The sequence below is a fragment of the Nioella nitratireducens genome (assembly GCF_001879715.1).
Classification (GTDB): domain Bacteria; phylum Pseudomonadota; class Alphaproteobacteria; order Rhodobacterales; family Rhodobacteraceae; genus Nioella; species Nioella nitratireducens.
The window spans coordinates 67,563-84,299 of record NZ_MNBW01000002.1 but is presented as its reverse complement, the minus strand read 5'-3'; the positions used below and the strand labels follow the sequence as shown (position 1 = coordinate 84,299).

Here is a 16,737-nt window from a genome sequence, read left to right as displayed (position 1 = left end):
TTAACCGAGCATCCCCCCGAGGCGCATGGCGGTGCCCATGTCACCGTCGAGCTTGAGACGCCCGCCCATGAATGCCGATGTCGGGTTCAACTCGCCCGACAGGATTTCCTGAAAGGTGTCTGCATCGGCTGACAGGGTGACGTCGGCGTCTTCGTCGTCTTCGGCCGCGCGCACGCCCGAGCCGTCGATCAGGATGGCCCCTTCACCTTCGATGGCAAATTTGGCCGAGCCGTCAAAGCCGCCGTCGATTTTTTCCTGAAGCGCGGCAACCGCCGCGGAAATGATCTCGCTCATGTGAAACCTCCTGTTACGGAAACGACCGGAAATCACTGGATCACACGGCCCCGGATGTTACATTCGGAAGTGACCATGCGGAATATGATCTCAACATACAACACTGTCGTGACGGCAGCTATCGCCTTGGTGATCGTCCTTGCCGGGGCCGTGGCCAGCGCGTCCGATCTGGATGAGCTGTTCACCCGTCTGGCCGACCCGCAAGAGCCTGACTGGCAGCGCGTCGAGAGCCAGATCGAACGCCAGCTCAACCTGTCGGGGTCGGCCTCGGCGGACCTGTTGCTGCGGCGCGGCCAGCAGGCGCTGGACGCGGGCGATTTCGAGGCCGCGATCGACCACCTCACGGCGCTGACCGACCACGCGCCCGAGTTTGCCGAGGGCTGGAACACCCGTGCCGCCGCCTATTTCGGGGCGGGGCTCTACGGGCCTGCGATCAATGACCTGCGCCAGGTTCTGGCGTTGGAACCGCGTCACTACGGTGCGTTGGCGGGGCTTGGCATGATTCTTGAAGAGATCGGCAATCAAGAGGCTGCTCTGGCGGCCTATCAACGGGCGGCCGCTATACATCCGCATCTGGCCAGCCTACAAGCGGCGGTGGATCGGCTGCAACACGCCGCCGGGGGCACGGCCCTCTGACGGGGACCGCCTGACAAGAGGCCAAGAGCAAGACCATGCAACGCCAAGGGCGTATCACGGCCGTTCTCGGGCCGACCAATACCGGCAAGACTCACTATGCCATCGAGCGGATGCTCGCTTACCGCACCGGGGTGATCGGCCTGCCGCTGCGGCTGTTGGCGCGCGAGGTCTATGACCGCATCGTCGCCCTGCGCGGCCCGCGCGTCGTGGCGCTGATCACCGGCGAGGAACGCATCGTGCCCGACAGCGCCCAATACTGGGTCTGCACGGTCGAAGCGATGCCGCCGGGCATGGGCTGCGATTTCCTCGCCGTGGACGAAATCCAGCTTTGCGCCGACCCGGAACGCGGCCATGTGTTTACCGACAGGTTGCTGAATGCGCGCGGGATGCACGAGACGCTGTTTCTGGGCTCTGACACCATGCGCGGTGCGATCGCGGCGCTGGTGCCGGGGGTTCAGTTCATGCGGCGCGAGCGGTTTTCCGAGCTGACCTATACCGGCTCCAAGAAGATCAGCCGCATGGTGCCGCGCGCGGCCATCGTCGGCTTTTCGGTGGAAAACGTCTATGCCATTGCCGAACTGCTACGCCGCCAGCGCGGTGGCGCTGCGGTGGTGATGGGCGCGCTGTCCCCCCGCACGCGGAACGCGCAGGTCGAGCTTTACCAGAACGGCGATGTCGATTTCCTTGTGGCCACCGACGCCATCGGCATGGGGTTGAACCTCGACATTCGCCATGTCGCCTTTTCCGGCCTGCGCAAATTCGACGGTCGCCGGATGCGCGAGCTGGCCCCGAACGAACTGGCACAGATCGCGGGCCGTGCCGGGCGGCACACGCAGGCGGGCACGTTCGGCGTGACCGGCGAGGCCCACGCGCTGGACGAGGGCGTGGTCGAGGCGATCACCAGCCACAGCTTTACCCCGATCCGCAAGCTGCACTGGCGAAATTCCCGGCTGGAATTCGGCACGGTGGGGCGGCTTATCGCTTCGCTTGAGGCGCCGACCAACGACGAATGGCTGACCCGCGCGCGCGCCGCCGACGATCTTGTGGTGCTCAAGACCCTCGCCGAAACGCCCGATGTGGCCGACCGGGTGCGCACCGCACGCGATGTGCACTTGCTGTGGGATGTGTGCTGCATTCCCGACTTTCGCGGCATCAGCCACGCCGAACATGCGACGCTGCTGGCGCGAATCTTCGAGTTTCTGCATGATGTGGGCCGTGTGCCGGATGACTGGATGGCGCGACAGGTCAAACGGCTCGACCGTGCCGAGGGCGACATTGACACATTGTCGAAACGCTTGGCGTATATCCGCACATGGACCTATGTCGCGCAACGGTCGGGCTGGGTCGATGACGAAAGCCATTGGCGCGGGGCGACTCGTGCCGTAGAAGACCGACTGTCAGACGCCTTGCATGAGCGTTTGACCCAAAGATTTGTAGATCGGCGCACCTCTGTGCTTTTGCGCCGGTTGAAGCAGAAGGAGGGCCTTGTGGCCGACGTGAATGAAAAGGGTGAAGTGACGGTTGAGGGCGAATTCGTCGGCCGTCTGGAAGGGTTCCGCTTTCGGCAGGATGCCAGCGCGACCCCCGATGAGGCAAAGACGCTGCGCCAAGCGGCTGTCGCGGCACTCCGCCCGGAGTTTCATCTGCGCGCCGACCGGTTTTACAACGCCCCCGATACAGAGTTCGATTTTACCGAACAGGGTGGCCTCATGTGGGGCGATCAGGCGATTGGCAAACTGGTCAAGGGCGCCGAGCCGCTGAAACCCGTGGCCGAAGCTTTCGTCGATGACGAGGCAGGCCCCGAGGTGATGCAAAAGGTGCAGCGCCGTCTGCAACATTTCATCGACCGCAAGATCGCCACCCTGTTCGAACCGCTGCTGGCCATGAGCCGGGACGAGACCATCACCGGCCTCGCCCGCGGCTTTGCCTTCCAACTGGTCGAAGCGCTCGGCATCCTGCCCCGCGCCGAAGTGGCCGACGATGTGAAGGCGCTGGACCAAGAGGCGCGCGGCCTGTTGCGCAAGCATGGCGTCCGCTTCGGTCAGTTCACGATCTTCCAGCAACTCCTGCTCAAGCCCGCGCCGACCCGGCTGCGGCTGGTGCTTTGGGGTCTGGCAAGCGATCACGCCGAGTTCCACGAAAGCCCGCCTCCGGGCCTCGTGACCATTCCCGCCGTCGAAGGCGCGCCGCGCGAGTATTACACCAATTCGGGCTACCGCCTGGCCGGTGGCCGCGCGATCCGCATCGACATGCTGGAACGTCTCGCCGACATGCTGCGCGGGCAGGACAGCCGGGGCGGGTTCGAGGCGACCGCCGATATGCTCTCGATCACCGGCATGACGCTGGACCAGTTCGCCGACCTGATGCAGGGGCTTGGCTACAAGGCCGAGCAGGGCGCGCGACCCAAGGTCAAGGCCGCCGAGGCCAGCGACACCCCCGATCCGCAAACGCCAAGCGAAGTGCCCGGCGATGCGCCCGCCGAGGCACCCGAGATCCCGTCAGAGGCCCCGGTGGAAACGCCCACCGAGACCCCGGTCGAACAGCCTGTCGAAACACCCGATGTGCCGCCGTCGGAACTGCCCGCGGACGACGCCGGCGCCGCACCGGCCGAAGCGGCGGACCCCGAGATCGAAACCTTCTACACCTTTACCTGGGCCCCGCGCCGCCGGACCGGCGGCAACGCCCCGCGCCGCGACGGCGCCAAGCCTGCGGGCAAACCGCGTGGCAAGGGCAAGCCGCAGGGCAAGGGCGGTCCGAAAGGTCCGCGCAACGACAAGCCAAAGACCTACTCGGCCAAGCCCGAGCGCAAGGAAAAGAAGATCGACCCTGACAACCCGTTCGCGCAGGCGCTGGCGGGGCTCAAGGGCAACTCCTGACGGCCGACGTGCAACCCCGGCTGCGCCTCGACAAGTGGCTGTGGCATGCGCGGTTCTTCAAGACCCGCACCCTGGCCGCGCGCCTTGTTGCGGGCGGCCATGTGCGGGTGAACAGCCAGAAGGTTCACAAACCCGCGTCCACGGTCGGGCCGGGCGACGTGCTGACCTTTGCGCAGGGGCGGGACGTGCGCGTGATCCGCGTGGTTGCCATCGGCGCGCGGCGCGGCCCCGCACCGGAGGCGCAGGCGCTCTACGAGGATTTGACACCGGTCAAGGAAACCGTTCCGCAAAACCCGTCATACGAGGGAAAGGGGCGGCCCTCGGGCAAGGATCGCCGGGCGCTTGGTTCTTTACGCCGCAGCCCGCTTGAATGATCCGCGGCGGGAGACTAAACCACCGGGGACTTGTATTGACGGACGTGCCATGACCTACGCTGTGATCGAGAACTGCATCAACTGCAAGTACACCGACTGTGTTGAAGTGTGCCCGGTGGATTGCTTTTACGAGGGGGAAAACTTCCTCGTGATTCATCCGGATGAGTGCATCGACTGCGGCGTCTGCGAGCCGGAATGCCCCGCCGACGCGATCCGCCCCGACACCGAGCCGGACATGGAAAAGTGGGTCGAACTGAATCGGAAATACTCCGAGATGTGGCCGGTCATCGTCTCGAAAAAAGACCCGCTGCCCACGGCAGAGGAATTTGACGGCAAGGATGGCAAGCTACCATTGCTGTCCGAGACGCCCGGCGAGGGCGGCTGAGCCGATTCGCAGGCGGTTCGGGCGCTGCACCGGGCCGCGAAGACATGTTGCAGCGCGGCAAAACCCTGTGAAAACAGGGCTTTTTGCGATTGTTGTTCTGCGAATCTTTTAAAACGTCAATTTTTGTGCTACATTTCCGTTACAAATGATGTCTGTAACACCCTCCGACGCGACGCTTCGTCGTCGCGCATGATTTCAGCGCCATAGCACACTGTCGCGGAAAGCCCTGCTTTCCACGCAGTGTTTTTGACGCCTAAACATGGGGTTCAAGAGGAATACCGTATGAGCAAGTCGCGCAAATCGCAGGAGTTCCGCCCGAACGATTACGTCGTGTATCCCGCACATGGCGTCGGGCAGATCGTCTCGATCGAAGAACAGGAAATCGCCGGGCTCTCGCTGGAGTTGTTCGTGATTTCCTTCGAGAAGGACAAGATGACCCTGCGCGTGCCCACGGCCAAGGCCACCGAGGTTGGGATGCGCTCGCTTTCCAGCCCCGATGTGGTCAAGAAAGCGCTGGAAACGCTCAAGGGCAAGGCCCGGGTCAAGCGCGCCATGTGGTCGCGCCGGGCGCAGGAATATGAACAGAAGATCAACTCGGGCGATCTGATTTCCATCGCCGAGGTGGTCCGCGACCTGCACCGCGCCGACGATCAGCGCGAACAATCCTATTCCGAGCGTCAGCTTTACGAGGCTGCACTGGAACGCCTGACCCGCGAACTCGCCGCCGTGAACGGCATGGACGAGGTCGGTGCCCAGAAGCGCGTGGACGAGGTTCTGACCGCCCGCGCGGCCTGAGCCCGCGCGCATTCGACAGACGAAGCCCCTGTCGCGGCGACGCGGCGGGGGCTTTTTCGTGCCTGTGGTTTCGCCGCCCCTGGCGCCGATCCGGCGGCGGTCCGCCTCACCCTCCCCAAGGGAGGGCTCGCCGGACCGCTTGGGGCGCTGCCCCAAACCCGGGGAGTATTTGCACCAAGAAGAAGGGGAAGGCCGCGCGGTTCAGGGCAATGCGCTGCTCAGCACGGCCAGCACCGCGATCTCGGACAATTGCTGGCTCGCCCCAAGCACGTCGCCCGTCTGCCCGCCGACCTTGGCTTGCGCCACCCGGCCAAGCGCGACGGCCACCACGACAGCCGCCAGCGCCGCCCAGATCGCCGCCCCGCCACAGAGCAGCAGCGCCAACAGCAACGCCACGCCGCCGCCGAGCCATGCCGCCGACAAGGGCGGCCGCCCCACGGCGCGCGACAGGCCGCCGGGCCGGGCGGGCTCCATCCATGCCATCAGCCCGACCATCGGTCCCCGCGACAGCATGGCCGCCGACAGAACCACCGGCGCAAACGCGTCGCTGCCCACCAGCCCGGCCACCAGCGACCAGCGCGCCAGCAGCGACAGGATCAGCGCCAACACGCCATAGGTGCCGATCCGGCTGTCCTTCATGATCTCCAGCCGACGCTCCACCGTCCAGCCGCCCCAGAACCCGTCGGCGGTATCGGCCAGCCCGTCTTCGTGCATCGCGCCGGTGGCCATCGCGGCCACGGCCAGACCAAGCGCCGCCGCAAGGCCCTCGCCCAACCCGCTGGCCGCCCAGACCGCAAGCACCATCAATCCCCCCGGCGCCAGCCCCGCCAATGGCCAGGCCCAGGCCGCCGCCGCGCCGCGGCCCATGTCCGGGGCGCCGGGCAGGGGCAGCCGCGTCAGCAGCCCGAGCGCCAGCCGCAAGTCGCCGGAAATCCGATGCAGGATGTCGCGTGGGGCCATGTATCGCGGTCCTTTTCGGTCGCATTCTCTCTGACGATCCGGCATATCCGCCGCACGCCCCCGAGGCAATGATACAAGAGAGACCGTCCACCATGACAGCCCCGTTCCAGACCCTTGCAGAGTTCCGCGCCCAACTGGCGGGGGCCGCGGGCCCCGACACCGCCGCCCGCGCAGGGGCCGAGGCGCGCAACGGTCAGTTGACCAAACCGCCGGGCGCGCTTGGCCGGTTGGAGGATCTGGCGATCTGGTACGCGGGTTGGCGCGGCGATGCGCGGCCCACCATAACCGCCCCGCAGGTCATCGTCTTTGCTGGCAATCACGGCGTCACCGCGCGCGGCGTCTCGGCGTTTCCGGCAGAAGTCACCATGCAGATGGTGGCCAATTTCGAGGCGGGCGGCGCTGCGATCAACCAGCTTTCAAAGGCAGCAGGCGCGCAGATGTCGGTCCACGCGCTGGACCTGGACCGCCCGACCGCCGACTTTACCCAAGGCCCCGCGATGTCCGAGGCCGAGGTCGTGGCGGCGCTTGCCACCGGCTGGGACGCGGTCGATGCAAACGCCGATTTGCTGGTCACCGGCGAGATGGGGATCGGCAACACCACGTCGGCGGCGGCAATTGCGCACGCGCTCTTCGGGGGCGACGCGGCGGACTGGACGGGCCGGGGGACCGGCGTCGATGACGCGGGCCTGACGCTCAAGGCGCAGGTGGTGTCCCAAGGACTGATCGCCAACCCAAGCGCGGCCCAAGACCCGCTGGAGGCGCTGCGTTGCCTCGGTGGGCGCGAGGTCGCGGCGATGGCGGGCGCGATTGCACGGGCGCGGGTCGCGGGCATCCCGGTGATCCTCGATGGCTACATCTGCACCGCCGCGGCGGCCACGCTCGACCGCTCCGTTCCAGGGGCGCTGGATCATGCTGTCGCGGGCCATGTCTCGGCCGAGGCGGCCCACGGCGCGATTCTGAAGCATCTCGGGAAAGAGCCGCTCCTGTCGCTCGGGATGCGGCTTGGCGAAGGCTCTGGCGCGGCGCTGGCGATTACCCTGCTCAAGGGCGCGATGGCCTGCCATTCCGGCATGGCGTCCTTTGCCGAGGCGGGCGTGTCCGACGGCTGACCGCAACGGCGCCGGCGTCAGGCGACGCCGGGCGCTGGCCCCCCGGTGTCGGTGTCGTCCTCCTCGACCGGAACGGGCAGCTCGGCTTCGTTCACCTTGGTGGCCAGCGCCGTTTCCAGCGTGTTGTTCAACTCGCGTGCGCGCGCCACGTAGTCCTCGTTTTCGGACAGCGGCGTCCCCGGCTGCCAAAGCTCGGCCAGTTCGCGCAGGGTTTGGCGGTCATGGTGGTAAAACGCCGTCTCCATCTCGTGCGCTTCGTATTGCGTGAGCCCCATGTTTTCCAGCACGTAGCGCCCGGCCCGCAGCGAGCTGTCGAACATCTCGCGCACGATGTCATTCGCCCCCGCCTGATACAGTTCGTAGGTATGCACCCGGTCATAGGCGCGGGCGACGATATGCAGGTCGGGTCGGCGGTTGCGGGCGTAGCGGACCAGTTTCACCACGTCTTCCTTGCCGTCCATGGCCACCACCAGCACCTTGGCGTGGTCGATCCCGGCAGCGTGCAGCAGTTCGGGCCGCGTCGGGTCGCCGAAATAGCCGTGGATGCCAAAGCGCCGCAACAACTGGATCGTCGACAGGTCCGCGTCCAGCACCACGGTCTTGAACCCGGCCAGTTGCAGCATCCGGTTGACCACCTGCCCGAACCGCCCGGTGCCCGCGATAATGATCTCTTCGGGCGCGTCGATCTCGTCTTCTTCGGGCCGGTCGCCTTCGTCGGCGTCCTTGGTGCGCGACGACAGAAATTCGTAGAGAATGAAAAAGAGCGGTGTCAGCAGCATCGACAGCGCCACGACCAACAGCAGGATGTCCGCGATGCGCTGCGGCAAGACGGCCTGCGCCATGGCAAAGGAAATCAGCACGAAGCCGAACTCCCCCGCCTGCGCAAGGCTGAGGGTGAACAGCCATTCGTCGCGCCCGCGCAGGCCAAAGCCGCGCCCGATGGCGTAGAGGATCAGGCCCTTGGATACCATCACCGCCAGCGTGATCCCAAGGATCGGCAGCAGGTTTGACCACAGCACGGCGAAATGGATGCTCGCGCCCACCGAGATGAAGAACAGGCCAAGCAGCAGTCCCTTGAAGGGCTCGATATTGGCTTCCAGCTCGTGCTTGAACTCGGAATTGGCCAGCACAACACCCGCCACGAAGGCGCCAAGCGCGGGCGACAGGCCGACCAGCACCATCAGAAAGGCAATGCCCACCACGATGACCAGCGCCACCGCCGTATACATTTCGCGCAGTCGAGCCATGTGGATGAACTGGAACAGCGGCCGCGTCAGGTAGCGCCCGCCCGCAATCACCGCGCCCACGGCGGCAAGGGTGATCAGCGTCACCGCCCATGCTGGCAGCCCCGCCACCAGCGACAACCCGGTGTCGGCCTGCTCAGCCGAGGTCCGCAGGATCGACCCGTCTTCGGTGAAGGACGCCGTCGGCACCGTTGCCAGCAGCGGCATCAACGCCAGCATCGGGATCACCGCGATATCCTGTGTCAGCAGCACCGAAAAGGCCGACCGCCCGCCAGTGGTGCGTAGCAGGTTCTTTTCGGTCAACGTTTGCAGCACGATCGCGGTCGAGGACAGCGCGAAGATCAGCCCCACCGCCAGCGATTGCTGCCACGTCAGCCCAAGCGCAAGGGCCCCGCCGCCAATGACCACCGTCGACAGCACGATTTGCGCGCCGCCCTGACCGATCAGCTTGTGACGCATTTCCCAAAGGCCCTTTGGGTTCAGTTCCAACCCGATCAGGAACAGCATCATCACGACTCCGAACTCGGCGACATGTTGCAGGTCATGGGGGTCTGCACCGGTCTGCCTCAGGATCGGCGCCAGCGCGATCCCCGCCACCAGGTATCCCAGCACCGAGCCGAGCCCCAAGCGCACCGATAACGGCACCGCCACCACCATTGCGACGAGGTAAAGCGTGGCTTCAAAGAGAATACTGTCCATAAAGATGTCCGGTCAAAAAAACTGTTCGCAATTGCAGCATCGCTTGGGCCGGGCCCTTTGGCAACCGCGCCTGTCAGCGCCGCCGCACCTCAGATCGGCAGCGGCGCGTCCTGTTTCAACTGGTCCATCACGATTTGGCTTTGCACCCGAGCCACGGCGGGAATGGGCAAGATGACCTCGTGAATCAATTGGTGCAGCGCCGCCAGGTCGGTGCAATAGACCCGCAGCAGGTAATCCGCCTCGCCCGTCAGGGTCCAGGCCGAAACAATCTGGGGCCGGGTCTTTACGATACGGGTAAAGGCGCGCACTTTTTCAGGTTCGTGCGTGGCCATCTGCACCTGCACGAAGGCCTGCACCTGCAGCCCTGTTCCCTCGGGCGAAACCACGGCGCGCGCGCCGGTCACGATCCCTGATTGTTCGAGCCGTTGCCGCCGCCGCCCGGCCTGACTGGCCGACAGGTTCAGCCGCTCGCCCAATTCCTGTGCGGTCAGTTGGGCGTCGGTCTGAATCGCACTCAGCAAGCGCCGGTCGGTGTCGTCGATCATATGCGGATACCTCGCATCAAAATGACATAATCTGCGGGTTTATCGCACAAATCACCTGTTTAGGCAAAACATTCGCGCAAACAGCGCACCATTCACGCGGTAAATTCATCTCAGCGAACATCAATACAGGAGGAAACGCCATGGGACCGTTCCCGCACGACGCGCCGCGCGCCACGATTTCCGCAGAAAACCCCGCCGGAACCGACGGCTTCGAATTCGTCGAATTTGCCCATCCCGAGCCGCAGCAATTGCGGGACCTCTTTACCAAGATGGGCTTCGTTCACACCGCCACTCACAAAACCAAGGCGGTCGAGCTGTGGCAGCAGGGCGACATCTCCTATCTCCTGAACGCCGAGCCGGGCAGCTTTGCCGCCAGGTTCGTCGAGGAACACGGTCCCTGCGCCCCCGCCATGGCGTGGCGCGTGGTCGACGCGCAGCACGCCTTTGACCATGCAGTGTCGAAAGGCGCGGAACCCTACGAAGGCGAGGACAAGACGCTCGACTGGCCCGCGATCAAAGGCATCGGCGGCAGCCTGATCTACTTTACCGACCAGTATTGGGACGCCTCGCCCTACAACGAGAATTTCGACTGGGTCCACGACGCCCACCCGATCGGCGCGGGCTTCTACTATCTCGACCACCTGACCCACAACGTCCACAAGGGCAACATGGACACCTGGTTCCGGTTCTACGGCGACCTGTTCAACTTCCGCGAAATCCGCTTCTTCGACATCGAGGGCAAGTTCACCGGCCTCTTCAGCCGCGCCCTGACCTCGCCCTGCGGCCGCATCCGCATCCCGATCAACGAGGACCGGGGCGAAAAGGGCCAGATCGTCGAATACCTGCGCCGCTACAACGGCGAAGGCATCCAGCACATCGCCGTCGGATCGGAAGACATCTACGCCTCGACCGACCAGATCGCCGAGAACGGCATCAGGTTCATGCCCGGCCCGCCGGAAACCTACTACGACCTGTCCTATGACCGGGTCACTGGCCATGACGAGCCGAAAGAGAAGATGATGAAACACGGCATCCTGATCGACGGCGAAGGCGTTGTTGACGGGGGCGAGACCAAGATCCTGTTGCAGATCTTCTCGAAAACCGTGATCGGCCCGATCTTCTTCGAGTTCATCCAGCGCAAGGGCGACGATGGCTTCGGCGAGGGCAATTTCAAGGCGCTGTTCGAATCGATCGAGGCCGAGCAGATCGAGCGCGGCGTGTTCAAGGACGACAAGAGCACCGACGCCGCCTGATTTTCCACGCACGGGCATAGCGCGACACGCGTTCGCATCCCTCCGTCCGGTCCGTCCGGGCGGAGGGTTTCGTGTCAATTGAAGGCGACGACACCGAAGATGATGGCAATCCCGACCCCGATCCGCGCGACACTGGACATCTGCTTGAGATAGCCGAGATTTGGCGGCGTCTCGGCCTTTTCGGACCCGATCGCATGGGCCGTCATCATGCTGACCGGCACCAGCACCATCGTGGCCCCGACCATCTTGACCCAAAAGGTCCAGTCCAGCAGCGACAGGTGGTAAGAGGTGGCGATCATCCCGATCCCGCTGATCCACAACAAGACCACGGCGGCGAAACCGATCCGCCCGATCAGCCGCATCGCTTGCACCACGATTGGCGGCGGCGGGGCCTTGGAGGCGATAACCTTTTTCAGCAGCACCCCGTTCCCGATCCCCGAGGCGCCCCCGGCAAACAGGCTGAACATGTGGATGACCTTAAGAAAGATAAACATGGCCGACATCCTTGCCCCCAAAAGGGAAAACCCTAGGGCCAAGCGGCCCTTTGGGTCAAATTGTAAGGGGTGCCAACCGATATTCCGCATTGCAGGTGCAGGATGCTCCGGGCATTCCTGCCTGATCAGGGCCAACAGGAGACGCATGTGAAACGCTCGCAAATCAACGACATCATGGCCGAGGCCGACGCCTTCATCCGGTCCTTTGGCTTTGCCCTGCCGCCTTTCGCCTATTGGACACCCGATGACATGCAGGCGCGCCGGGCCCAGATCGACGGCATTGTCCATGGCCGCATGGGCTGGGACATCACCGATTACGGGCAGGGGCGTTTTGATGATTTGGGCCTGTTCCTGTTTACATTGCGTAACGGTCGGCAAGAGGATCTGCGGCGTGGCGGCGGCATGTGCTACGCGGAAAAGCTGCTGATTTCCCGCAAGGACCAGCTCAGCCCGATGCATCGCCACTACCTGAAGGCCGAGGACATCATCAATCGCGGCGGCGCGACCATGGCGATCGAGCTTTATGGATCGGCCCCCGATGGCGGCTTCGATGAAACGGCGGGCGGAACGGTCATTTGCGACGGGGTCGAACATCGGTATTCGCCCGGCGAAGTTCTCCTGTTTCAGCCCGGCGAAAGCATCACCCTGCGCCCCGGCGACTGGCACGCTTTCTGGGGCGAGGGCGGCGATGTGCTGATCGGCGAGGTCTCGACCGTCAATGACGACGAAACCGACAATTGGTTCCGCGATCCCATTGGCCGCTTTGCCGAGGTGGACGAGGACGCAGCCCCCACCCACCTGCTGGTCTCCGACTACGCCCGCTGGTTGGGCTGACGCGGCTTGGGGGCGGGCTTGCGGGCAATCAGGTCGATCAAGGCCGAGCGTCCGCTATGCCCCTCGCCTTCGTTCACGTCCCGCTCATAGGCGGCGAGACGCTGGATGTGCCAACCGCCAAAGGCGTCGCGCAGCAAACCCTCGGTATACATATGCGCCGGGTTTCCCGGGCCGCCGGTGCCGTAATCGACCTGCTCGGGCGTGTAGCCATGCAACAGCAGCACGCCACCGGGGCGCACCGCGCTGCGCAGGTCGGCGAATTGGCGGGCGCGGGCAGACGGGTCGGCGTATTGGATGAAGATCGCAACGGCAAGGTCATAGCCCGCCGCCGCCCAATCCCAGCTTTGCCATTCGGAGACATGAAAATCGACCGACACCCCCTTGTCGGCGGCCAGCGCACGCGCCCGGTCCACCGCCGTGGGGGCCATGTCGAAGGCGGTGACGTTCAGGCCCAGTTCGGCCAGATGCACCGAATTGCGCCCCTCGCCATCCGACACGCACAGCGCCCGTTCCCCCGGCTTGAACCAGCCGGGGTTTTCCAGAAGAACGCCCGCCGGGACGGTGCCGAACAGGTAGTCCTCAGACGCTTTGTATCTGTCGTCCCACATCGGCTCAGGCCGCCGGCATCCGCCGTTCCACGATTTCGGCCCACCAACTGCACCCCGCAGGGATCGCCTCGTCGTTGAAGTTATAGGCGGGGTTGTGGACATTGGCGCTGTCGCCGTTGCCGACTAGAATATAGGCGCCGGGGCGTTCCTCCAGCATGAAGGCGAAATCCTCGCCCCCCATGACCAGCGGCGCATCCTCGCACTGGCCGGAAATGCCCTTGGCGACATCGGCGGCGAACTCGGTCTGGGCGTCGCTGTTCACCATGCAGGGATAGCCGCGATAATACGTCACCTCGGCCTCGCCGCCCATGGCTGCGCAGACCTGATCGGCCACGGCCTTGAGCCGCGTTTCGGCAAGGTTGCGCATTTCGGGTGACATCGTGCGCACGGTGCCCTTCAGATGCACCTGCATCGGGATCACGTTGAACGCCTTGGAACTGCTTTCGATCGACGTGACCGAGACCACCACTTGGTCGATGGGGTCGGCGTTGCGGCTGGCGATGGTCTGCAACATTGTTACCAGATGCGCTGCCGTCACGGTCGGGTCGATGGTGTCATGCGGTTTCGCCGCGTGGCCGCCCCGGCCCTTTACGAAGATCTCGAACTGGTCCGTTGCCGCAAAGAACGCGCCCGGACGGATCGCGAACTGCCCCGTCGGCAGGCCCGGCCAATTGTGCATCCCGTAGACTTCCTGGATACCGAACCGCTCCATCATGCCGTCTTCGCACATCTCCCGGCCACCGCCGCCGCCCTCTTCGGCGGGCTGGAAGATCACCACGACGGTGCCGTCGAAATTGCGCGTTTCCGACAGGTATTTCGCGGCGCCAAGCAGCATCGCGGTGTGGCCGTCATGGCCGCAGGCATGCATCGCGTTCGGCGTTTTCGAGGCATAGTCCAGCCCGGTTTCCTCGTTCATCGGCAGCGCGTCCATATCGGCGCGCAGACCCAGAACCTTGCCCGACCCGTTGCTCTTGCCCTTGATGACGCCGACCACACCGGTGCGTCCGATACCGGTGACCACCTCGTCGCAGCCAAAGGCCTTGAGCTTTTCCTCGACCAGCGCCGAGGTGCGGTGTGTGTCGAACAGGATTTCGGGGTTTTCGTGCAGATCCCGTCGCCATTCGGTGATTTCGGGCAGCAGTTCGGCAAAGCGGTTCTTGACGGGCATTCGGGTCTCTCCTGTTCGCGCAAATAGGGGTCAGGCCGCAGGCATGCGGCGTTCGACGATCTCGGCAAACCAGCTTACGCCGGCGGGCATCAGGTCGTCGTCAAACTCATAGGACGGATGGTGGCACATGGCCGTGTCGCCATTGCCTACAAACATATAGGCGCCGGGGCGCTGTTCCAACATGTAGGCGAAATCTTCTGACGGCATGATGGGATCGACATTCTCGATCACATGGGCGGAAACGGCCTTGGCGGCGTCCAGCGCGTGGGCGGTTTCGTCGGGGGTGTTGATGGTTACTGGGTAGCCGGGTGTCCAGATCACCTCTGCCGTGGCGCCGAAACTGGCGGCCGTGCCCTCGACCACGCGGCGCACCGCCTCTTCCGCGCGCAGGCGATACTCCGGGTCGAGCGTGCGCACCGTCCCGGTCAGCGTCGCGGTGTGTGCGATGATGTTGCTTTGCGAACTGTCGGTCTCGAACGTGCCCACTGTCAGCACCACCCGCTTGATCGGGTCCACGTTGCGCGACACGATCGAATGCAGGCTGACCACCATTTGCGAGGCGACCAGCGTCGTATCCACCGTTTCATGCGGCGCGGCGGCATGGCCGCCCTTGCCGGTCACGCGAATTTCAAACTCGTCGGACGAAGCCAGAAGCGGGCCGGGCCGGGTGGCGAACTGGCCCGTGGCGAGGCCGGGCATGTTGTGCATGCCATAGACCTCCTGAATGCCCCAACGCTCCATCAGCCCGTCATCGCACATCGCCTTGCCGCCCGCGCCGCCCTCTTCGGCGGGTTGGAAGATCAGCACCACGGTGCCGTCGAAATTGCGCGTCTCGGACAGGTATTTCGCCGCGCCAAGCAGCATCGTGGTGTGCCCGTCATGGCCGCAGGCGTGCATCTTGCCCGGCACGGTCGAGGCATAGGGCAGCCCTGTCGCCTCGGTGATCGGCAGCGCATCCATGTCGGCGCGCAGCCCGATCACCTTGCCCGAGCCGCTGGACCTGCCCTTGATGGTCGCCACCACGCCGGTCTTGCCGATGCCGGTGGTGATGTCGGCAATTCCGAATTCCTTCAGCCGATCCACCACGAACCCGGCGGTTTCCTCCACATTATACAACAGTTCTGGATGGGCATGCAGGTGGTGCCGCCATTCGGTCAGGTCGGGATGCAGTTCGGCAATGCGGTTGCGCACGGGCATGACGGTTTCCTTTCGGTGCTCAGGCGGCGGGCATACGACGTTCGACAAGTTCCGCGAAGAAGCTGCACCCGTAGGGAATCGCCTCGTCGTTGAAGTTGTATTCGGGGTGGTGGACCTTCTGGCTGTCGCCATTTCCCACGTTGATGAAGGCCCCGGGGCGGGCGCGCAGCATGTAGCTGAAATCCTCGGCCCCCATGCGCGGCGGGCGTCCGTAATGCACATGGCCCTCACCGGCCACCGCACGGGCGACCTCTGCCGCCAGTTCGGCGTTTGCCTCGTGGTTCACCGTCACCGGATAGCCGCGCTCATAGTCGATCTCGGCGGTACAGCCATAGGCGGCGGCGGTCGACTGGATGATCTCGATGATCCGCACTTCGGCCATGTCGCGCACATCCTCGTCCAGTGTGCGGATGGTCCCGGCCAGCCGCACGCAATCGTCGATCACGTTGGTCGCGGCGCTTTCCGTCTGCATCACGCAGATCGAGACCACCACCGATTTGATCGGGTCCACGTTGCGGCTGGCCACGGTTTGCAGCGCCATAACCGTCGCGCAGGCGGCGGGAACCGGGTCGATCACGTTGTGGGGCTGCGCCGCGTGGCCGCCCTTGCCGCGAATGGTGACCTTGATTTCATCGGCGGCGGCCATGATCGGGCCGGGGGCCACGCCGAACTCGCCCAAAGGCAGGCCCGGCTCGTTGTGCATGCCGTAAACCTCCTGAATGCCGAAGCGTTCCATCATGCCGTCTTCCACCATGGCCTTGCCGCCCGCGCCGCCCTCTTCGGCGGGCTGGAAGATCAGCACCACGGTGCCGTCGAAATTGCGCGTCTCGGCCAGGTATTTCGCCGCGCCGAGCAGCATCGCGGTATGGCCGTCATGGCCGCAGGCGTGCATTTTCCCATTGGTTTTCGAGGCATAGGGCAGCCCCGTCTTTTCATCCATCGGCAGCGCGTCCATATCGGCGCGCAGCCCCACGCAGCGGCCAGAGGCAGAGGACTTGCCGCGAATCACGCCGACCACGCCCGAGCGTCCGATGCCGGTCACCACCTCGTCACAGCCAAAGGCCCTCAGCTTTTCCTCGACCATCGCCGAAGTGCGCGGCAGATCGTACAGAAGCTCTGGATTCTCGTGGATGTCACGGCGCCATTCGGTGATTTCGGGCAGAAGCTCGGCAAAGCGATTCTTCACGGGCATTGGGGTCGTCCTTCCTGAATTCGGGCCTGTTCGCGGGTGGGAATGCTCAAAACCTGACCGATTGTTCAAATTCC

At 64.6% G+C, this 16,737-nt stretch carries 17 protein-coding genes; 8 read left to right on the top strand and 9 right to left on the bottom strand.

Annotation, left to right across the window (positions count from 1 at the left end; translation table 11 throughout):
- Positions 1-294, bottom strand: a complete 294-nt coding sequence (locus tag BKY27_RS01890; protein ID WP_071672739.1) for an SCP2 sterol-binding domain-containing protein — start codon at positions 292-294, stop codon at positions 1-3.
- Between the two features lie 75 nt (positions 295-369).
- Here BKY27_RS01890 and BKY27_RS01885 point away from each other — a divergent pair, with 75 nt between their 5' ends.
- The 5 genes from BKY27_RS01885 to BKY27_RS01865 all read left to right on the top strand — a co-directional run bounded on the left by BKY27_RS01885 (position 370) and on the right by BKY27_RS01865 (position 5,360).
- Positions 370-930 carry a tetratricopeptide repeat protein gene (locus BKY27_RS01885; protein ID WP_071672935.1) on the top strand — a complete coding sequence of 187 codons (561 nt, stop codon included), beginning with the start codon at positions 370-372 and terminating at the stop codon, positions 928-930.
- 35 nt (positions 931-965) lie between these two features.
- The gene (locus BKY27_RS01880; protein ID WP_071672738.1) at positions 966-3,806 is read left to right on the top strand and encodes a helicase-related protein; all 2,841 of its coding nucleotides are present in this window, start codon (positions 966-968) and stop codon (positions 3,804-3,806) included.
- Positions 3,807-3,814: 8 nt separating this feature from the next.
- Positions 3,815-4,180, top strand: a complete 366-nt coding sequence (locus BKY27_RS01875; RefSeq protein WP_071672737.1) for an RNA-binding S4 domain-containing protein — start codon at positions 3,815-3,817, stop codon at positions 4,178-4,180.
- A 49-nt stretch (positions 4,181-4,229) separates the two neighbouring features.
- On the top strand, positions 4,230-4,565 hold the full coding sequence (gene fdxA, locus BKY27_RS01870) for a ferredoxin FdxA (RefSeq protein ID WP_071672736.1): 336 nt from the start codon (positions 4,230-4,232) through the stop codon (positions 4,563-4,565).
- Between the two features lie 282 nt (positions 4,566-4,847).
- A complete protein-coding gene (locus BKY27_RS01865; protein ID WP_071672735.1) occupies positions 4,848-5,360 on the top strand; it encodes a CarD family transcriptional regulator in 513 nt (170 codons plus the stop codon).
- Positions 5,361-5,561: 201 nt separating this feature from the next.
- Here BKY27_RS01865 and cobS read toward each other — a convergent pair whose 3' ends face one another.
- Positions 5,562-6,320, bottom strand: a complete 759-nt coding sequence (gene cobS / locus BKY27_RS01860) for an adenosylcobinamide-GDP ribazoletransferase (protein WP_084667814.1) — start codon at positions 6,318-6,320, stop codon at positions 5,562-5,564.
- A gap of 92 nt (positions 6,321-6,412) precedes the next feature.
- Here cobS and cobT point away from each other — a divergent pair, with 92 nt between their 5' ends.
- A complete protein-coding gene (gene cobT, locus BKY27_RS01855) occupies positions 6,413-7,429 on the top strand; it encodes a nicotinate-nucleotide--dimethylbenzimidazole phosphoribosyltransferase (protein WP_071672733.1) in 1,017 nt (338 codons plus the stop codon).
- Between the two features lie 17 nt (positions 7,430-7,446).
- Here cobT and BKY27_RS01850 read toward each other — a convergent pair whose 3' ends face one another.
- Together BKY27_RS01850 and BKY27_RS01845 are read right to left on the bottom strand one after the other, a co-directional pair.
- The gene (locus tag BKY27_RS01850; RefSeq protein ID WP_071672732.1) at positions 7,447-9,372 is read right to left on the bottom strand and encodes a monovalent cation:proton antiporter-2 (CPA2) family protein; all 1,926 of its coding nucleotides are present in this window, start codon (positions 9,370-9,372) and stop codon (positions 7,447-7,449) included.
- 89 nt (positions 9,373-9,461) lie between these two features.
- Positions 9,462-9,917 (bottom strand): Lrp/AsnC family transcriptional regulator, encoded by a 456-nt coding sequence (locus BKY27_RS01845; protein ID WP_071672731.1) that lies wholly within the window; start codon positions 9,915-9,917, stop codon positions 9,462-9,464.
- 140 nt (positions 9,918-10,057) lie between these two features.
- On the opposite strand from BKY27_RS01845, the gene hppD reads away from it, so the two are divergent.
- Complete coding sequence (gene hppD, locus BKY27_RS01840; RefSeq protein WP_071672730.1) at positions 10,058-11,170, top strand: 4-hydroxyphenylpyruvate dioxygenase; 1,113 nt, start codon at positions 10,058-10,060, stop codon at positions 11,168-11,170.
- 74 nt (positions 11,171-11,244) lie between these two features.
- Here hppD and BKY27_RS01835 read toward each other — a convergent pair whose 3' ends face one another.
- Positions 11,245-11,664: a hypothetical protein gene (locus BKY27_RS01835; protein ID WP_071672729.1), complete on the bottom strand. Its 420-nt coding sequence runs from the start codon at positions 11,662-11,664 to the stop codon at positions 11,245-11,247.
- 147 nt (positions 11,665-11,811) lie between these two features.
- Between BKY27_RS01835 and BKY27_RS01830 the strand changes: the two genes are divergently transcribed.
- Positions 11,812-12,498, top strand: coding sequence for a D-lyxose/D-mannose family sugar isomerase (locus BKY27_RS01830; protein WP_071672934.1), 687 nt, complete (start codon positions 11,812-11,814; stop codon positions 12,496-12,498).
- Here the strand turns inward: BKY27_RS01830 and BKY27_RS01825 are convergent.
- The 4 genes from BKY27_RS01825 to BKY27_RS01810 are packed head-to-tail and all read right to left on the bottom strand — an operon-like array spanning position 12,477 to position 16,663.
- Complete coding sequence (locus tag BKY27_RS01825; protein ID WP_071672728.1) at positions 12,477-13,106, bottom strand: SAM-dependent methyltransferase; 630 nt, start codon at positions 13,104-13,106, stop codon at positions 12,477-12,479. The genes BKY27_RS01830 and BKY27_RS01825 overlap by 22 nt on opposite strands.
- Before the next feature lie 4 nt (positions 13,107-13,110).
- Positions 13,111-14,274, bottom strand: a complete 1,164-nt coding sequence (locus BKY27_RS01820) for a M20 aminoacylase family protein (protein WP_071672727.1) — start codon at positions 14,272-14,274, stop codon at positions 13,111-13,113.
- A 30-nt stretch (positions 14,275-14,304) separates the two neighbouring features.
- Complete coding sequence (locus BKY27_RS01815) at positions 14,305-15,471, bottom strand: M20 aminoacylase family protein (RefSeq protein ID WP_071672726.1); 1,167 nt, start codon at positions 15,469-15,471, stop codon at positions 14,305-14,307.
- A 19-nt stretch (positions 15,472-15,490) separates the two neighbouring features.
- On the bottom strand, positions 15,491-16,663 hold the full coding sequence (locus BKY27_RS01810; RefSeq protein ID WP_071672725.1) for a M20 aminoacylase family protein: 1,173 nt from the start codon (positions 16,661-16,663) through the stop codon (positions 15,491-15,493).
- Positions 16,664-16,737 lie beyond the last annotated feature (74 nt).

Bases quoted from the DNA above. Each gene is read 5' to 3' on its own strand.
- BKY27_RS01810 (WP_071672725.1), bottom strand. From the start codon at position 16,663: ATGCCCGTGAAGAATCGCTTTGCCGAGCTTCTGCCCGAAATCACCGAA.
- BKY27_RS01850 (WP_071672732.1), bottom strand. From the start codon at position 9,372: ATGGACAGTATTCTCTTTGAAGCCACGCTTTACCTCGTCGCAATGGTG.
- BKY27_RS01815 (WP_071672726.1), bottom strand. From the start codon at position 15,471: ATGCCCGTGCGCAACCGCATTGCCGAACTGCATCCCGACCTGACCGAA.
- cobS (WP_084667814.1), bottom strand. From the start codon at position 6,320: ATGGCCCCACGCGACATCCTGCATCGGATTTCCGGCGACTTGCGGCTG.
- BKY27_RS01835 (WP_071672729.1), bottom strand. From the start codon at position 11,664: ATGTTTATCTTTCTTAAGGTCATCCACATGTTCAGCCTGTTTGCCGGG.
- BKY27_RS01820 (WP_071672727.1), bottom strand. From the start codon at position 14,274: ATGCCCGTCAAGAACCGCTTTGCCGAACTGCTGCCCGAAATCACCGAA.
- BKY27_RS01890 (WP_071672739.1), bottom strand. From the start codon at position 294: ATGAGCGAGATCATTTCCGCGGCGGTTGCCGCGCTTCAGGAAAAAATC.
- BKY27_RS01845 (WP_071672731.1), bottom strand. From the start codon at position 9,917: ATGATCGACGACACCGACCGGCGCTTGCTGAGTGCGATTCAGACCGAC.
- cobT (WP_071672733.1), top strand. From the start codon at position 6,413: ATGACAGCCCCGTTCCAGACCCTTGCAGAGTTCCGCGCCCAACTGGCG.
- BKY27_RS01865 (WP_071672735.1), top strand. From the start codon at position 4,848: ATGAGCAAGTCGCGCAAATCGCAGGAGTTCCGCCCGAACGATTACGTC.
- BKY27_RS01825 (WP_071672728.1), bottom strand. From the start codon at position 13,106: ATGTGGGACGACAGATACAAAGCGTCTGAGGACTACCTGTTCGGCACC.
- BKY27_RS01885 (WP_071672935.1), top strand. From the start codon at position 370: ATGCGGAATATGATCTCAACATACAACACTGTCGTGACGGCAGCTATC.
- hppD (WP_071672730.1), top strand. From the start codon at position 10,058: ATGGGACCGTTCCCGCACGACGCGCCGCGCGCCACGATTTCCGCAGAA.
- BKY27_RS01880 (WP_071672738.1), top strand. From the start codon at position 966: ATGCAACGCCAAGGGCGTATCACGGCCGTTCTCGGGCCGACCAATACC.
- fdxA (WP_071672736.1), top strand. From the start codon at position 4,230: ATGACCTACGCTGTGATCGAGAACTGCATCAACTGCAAGTACACCGAC.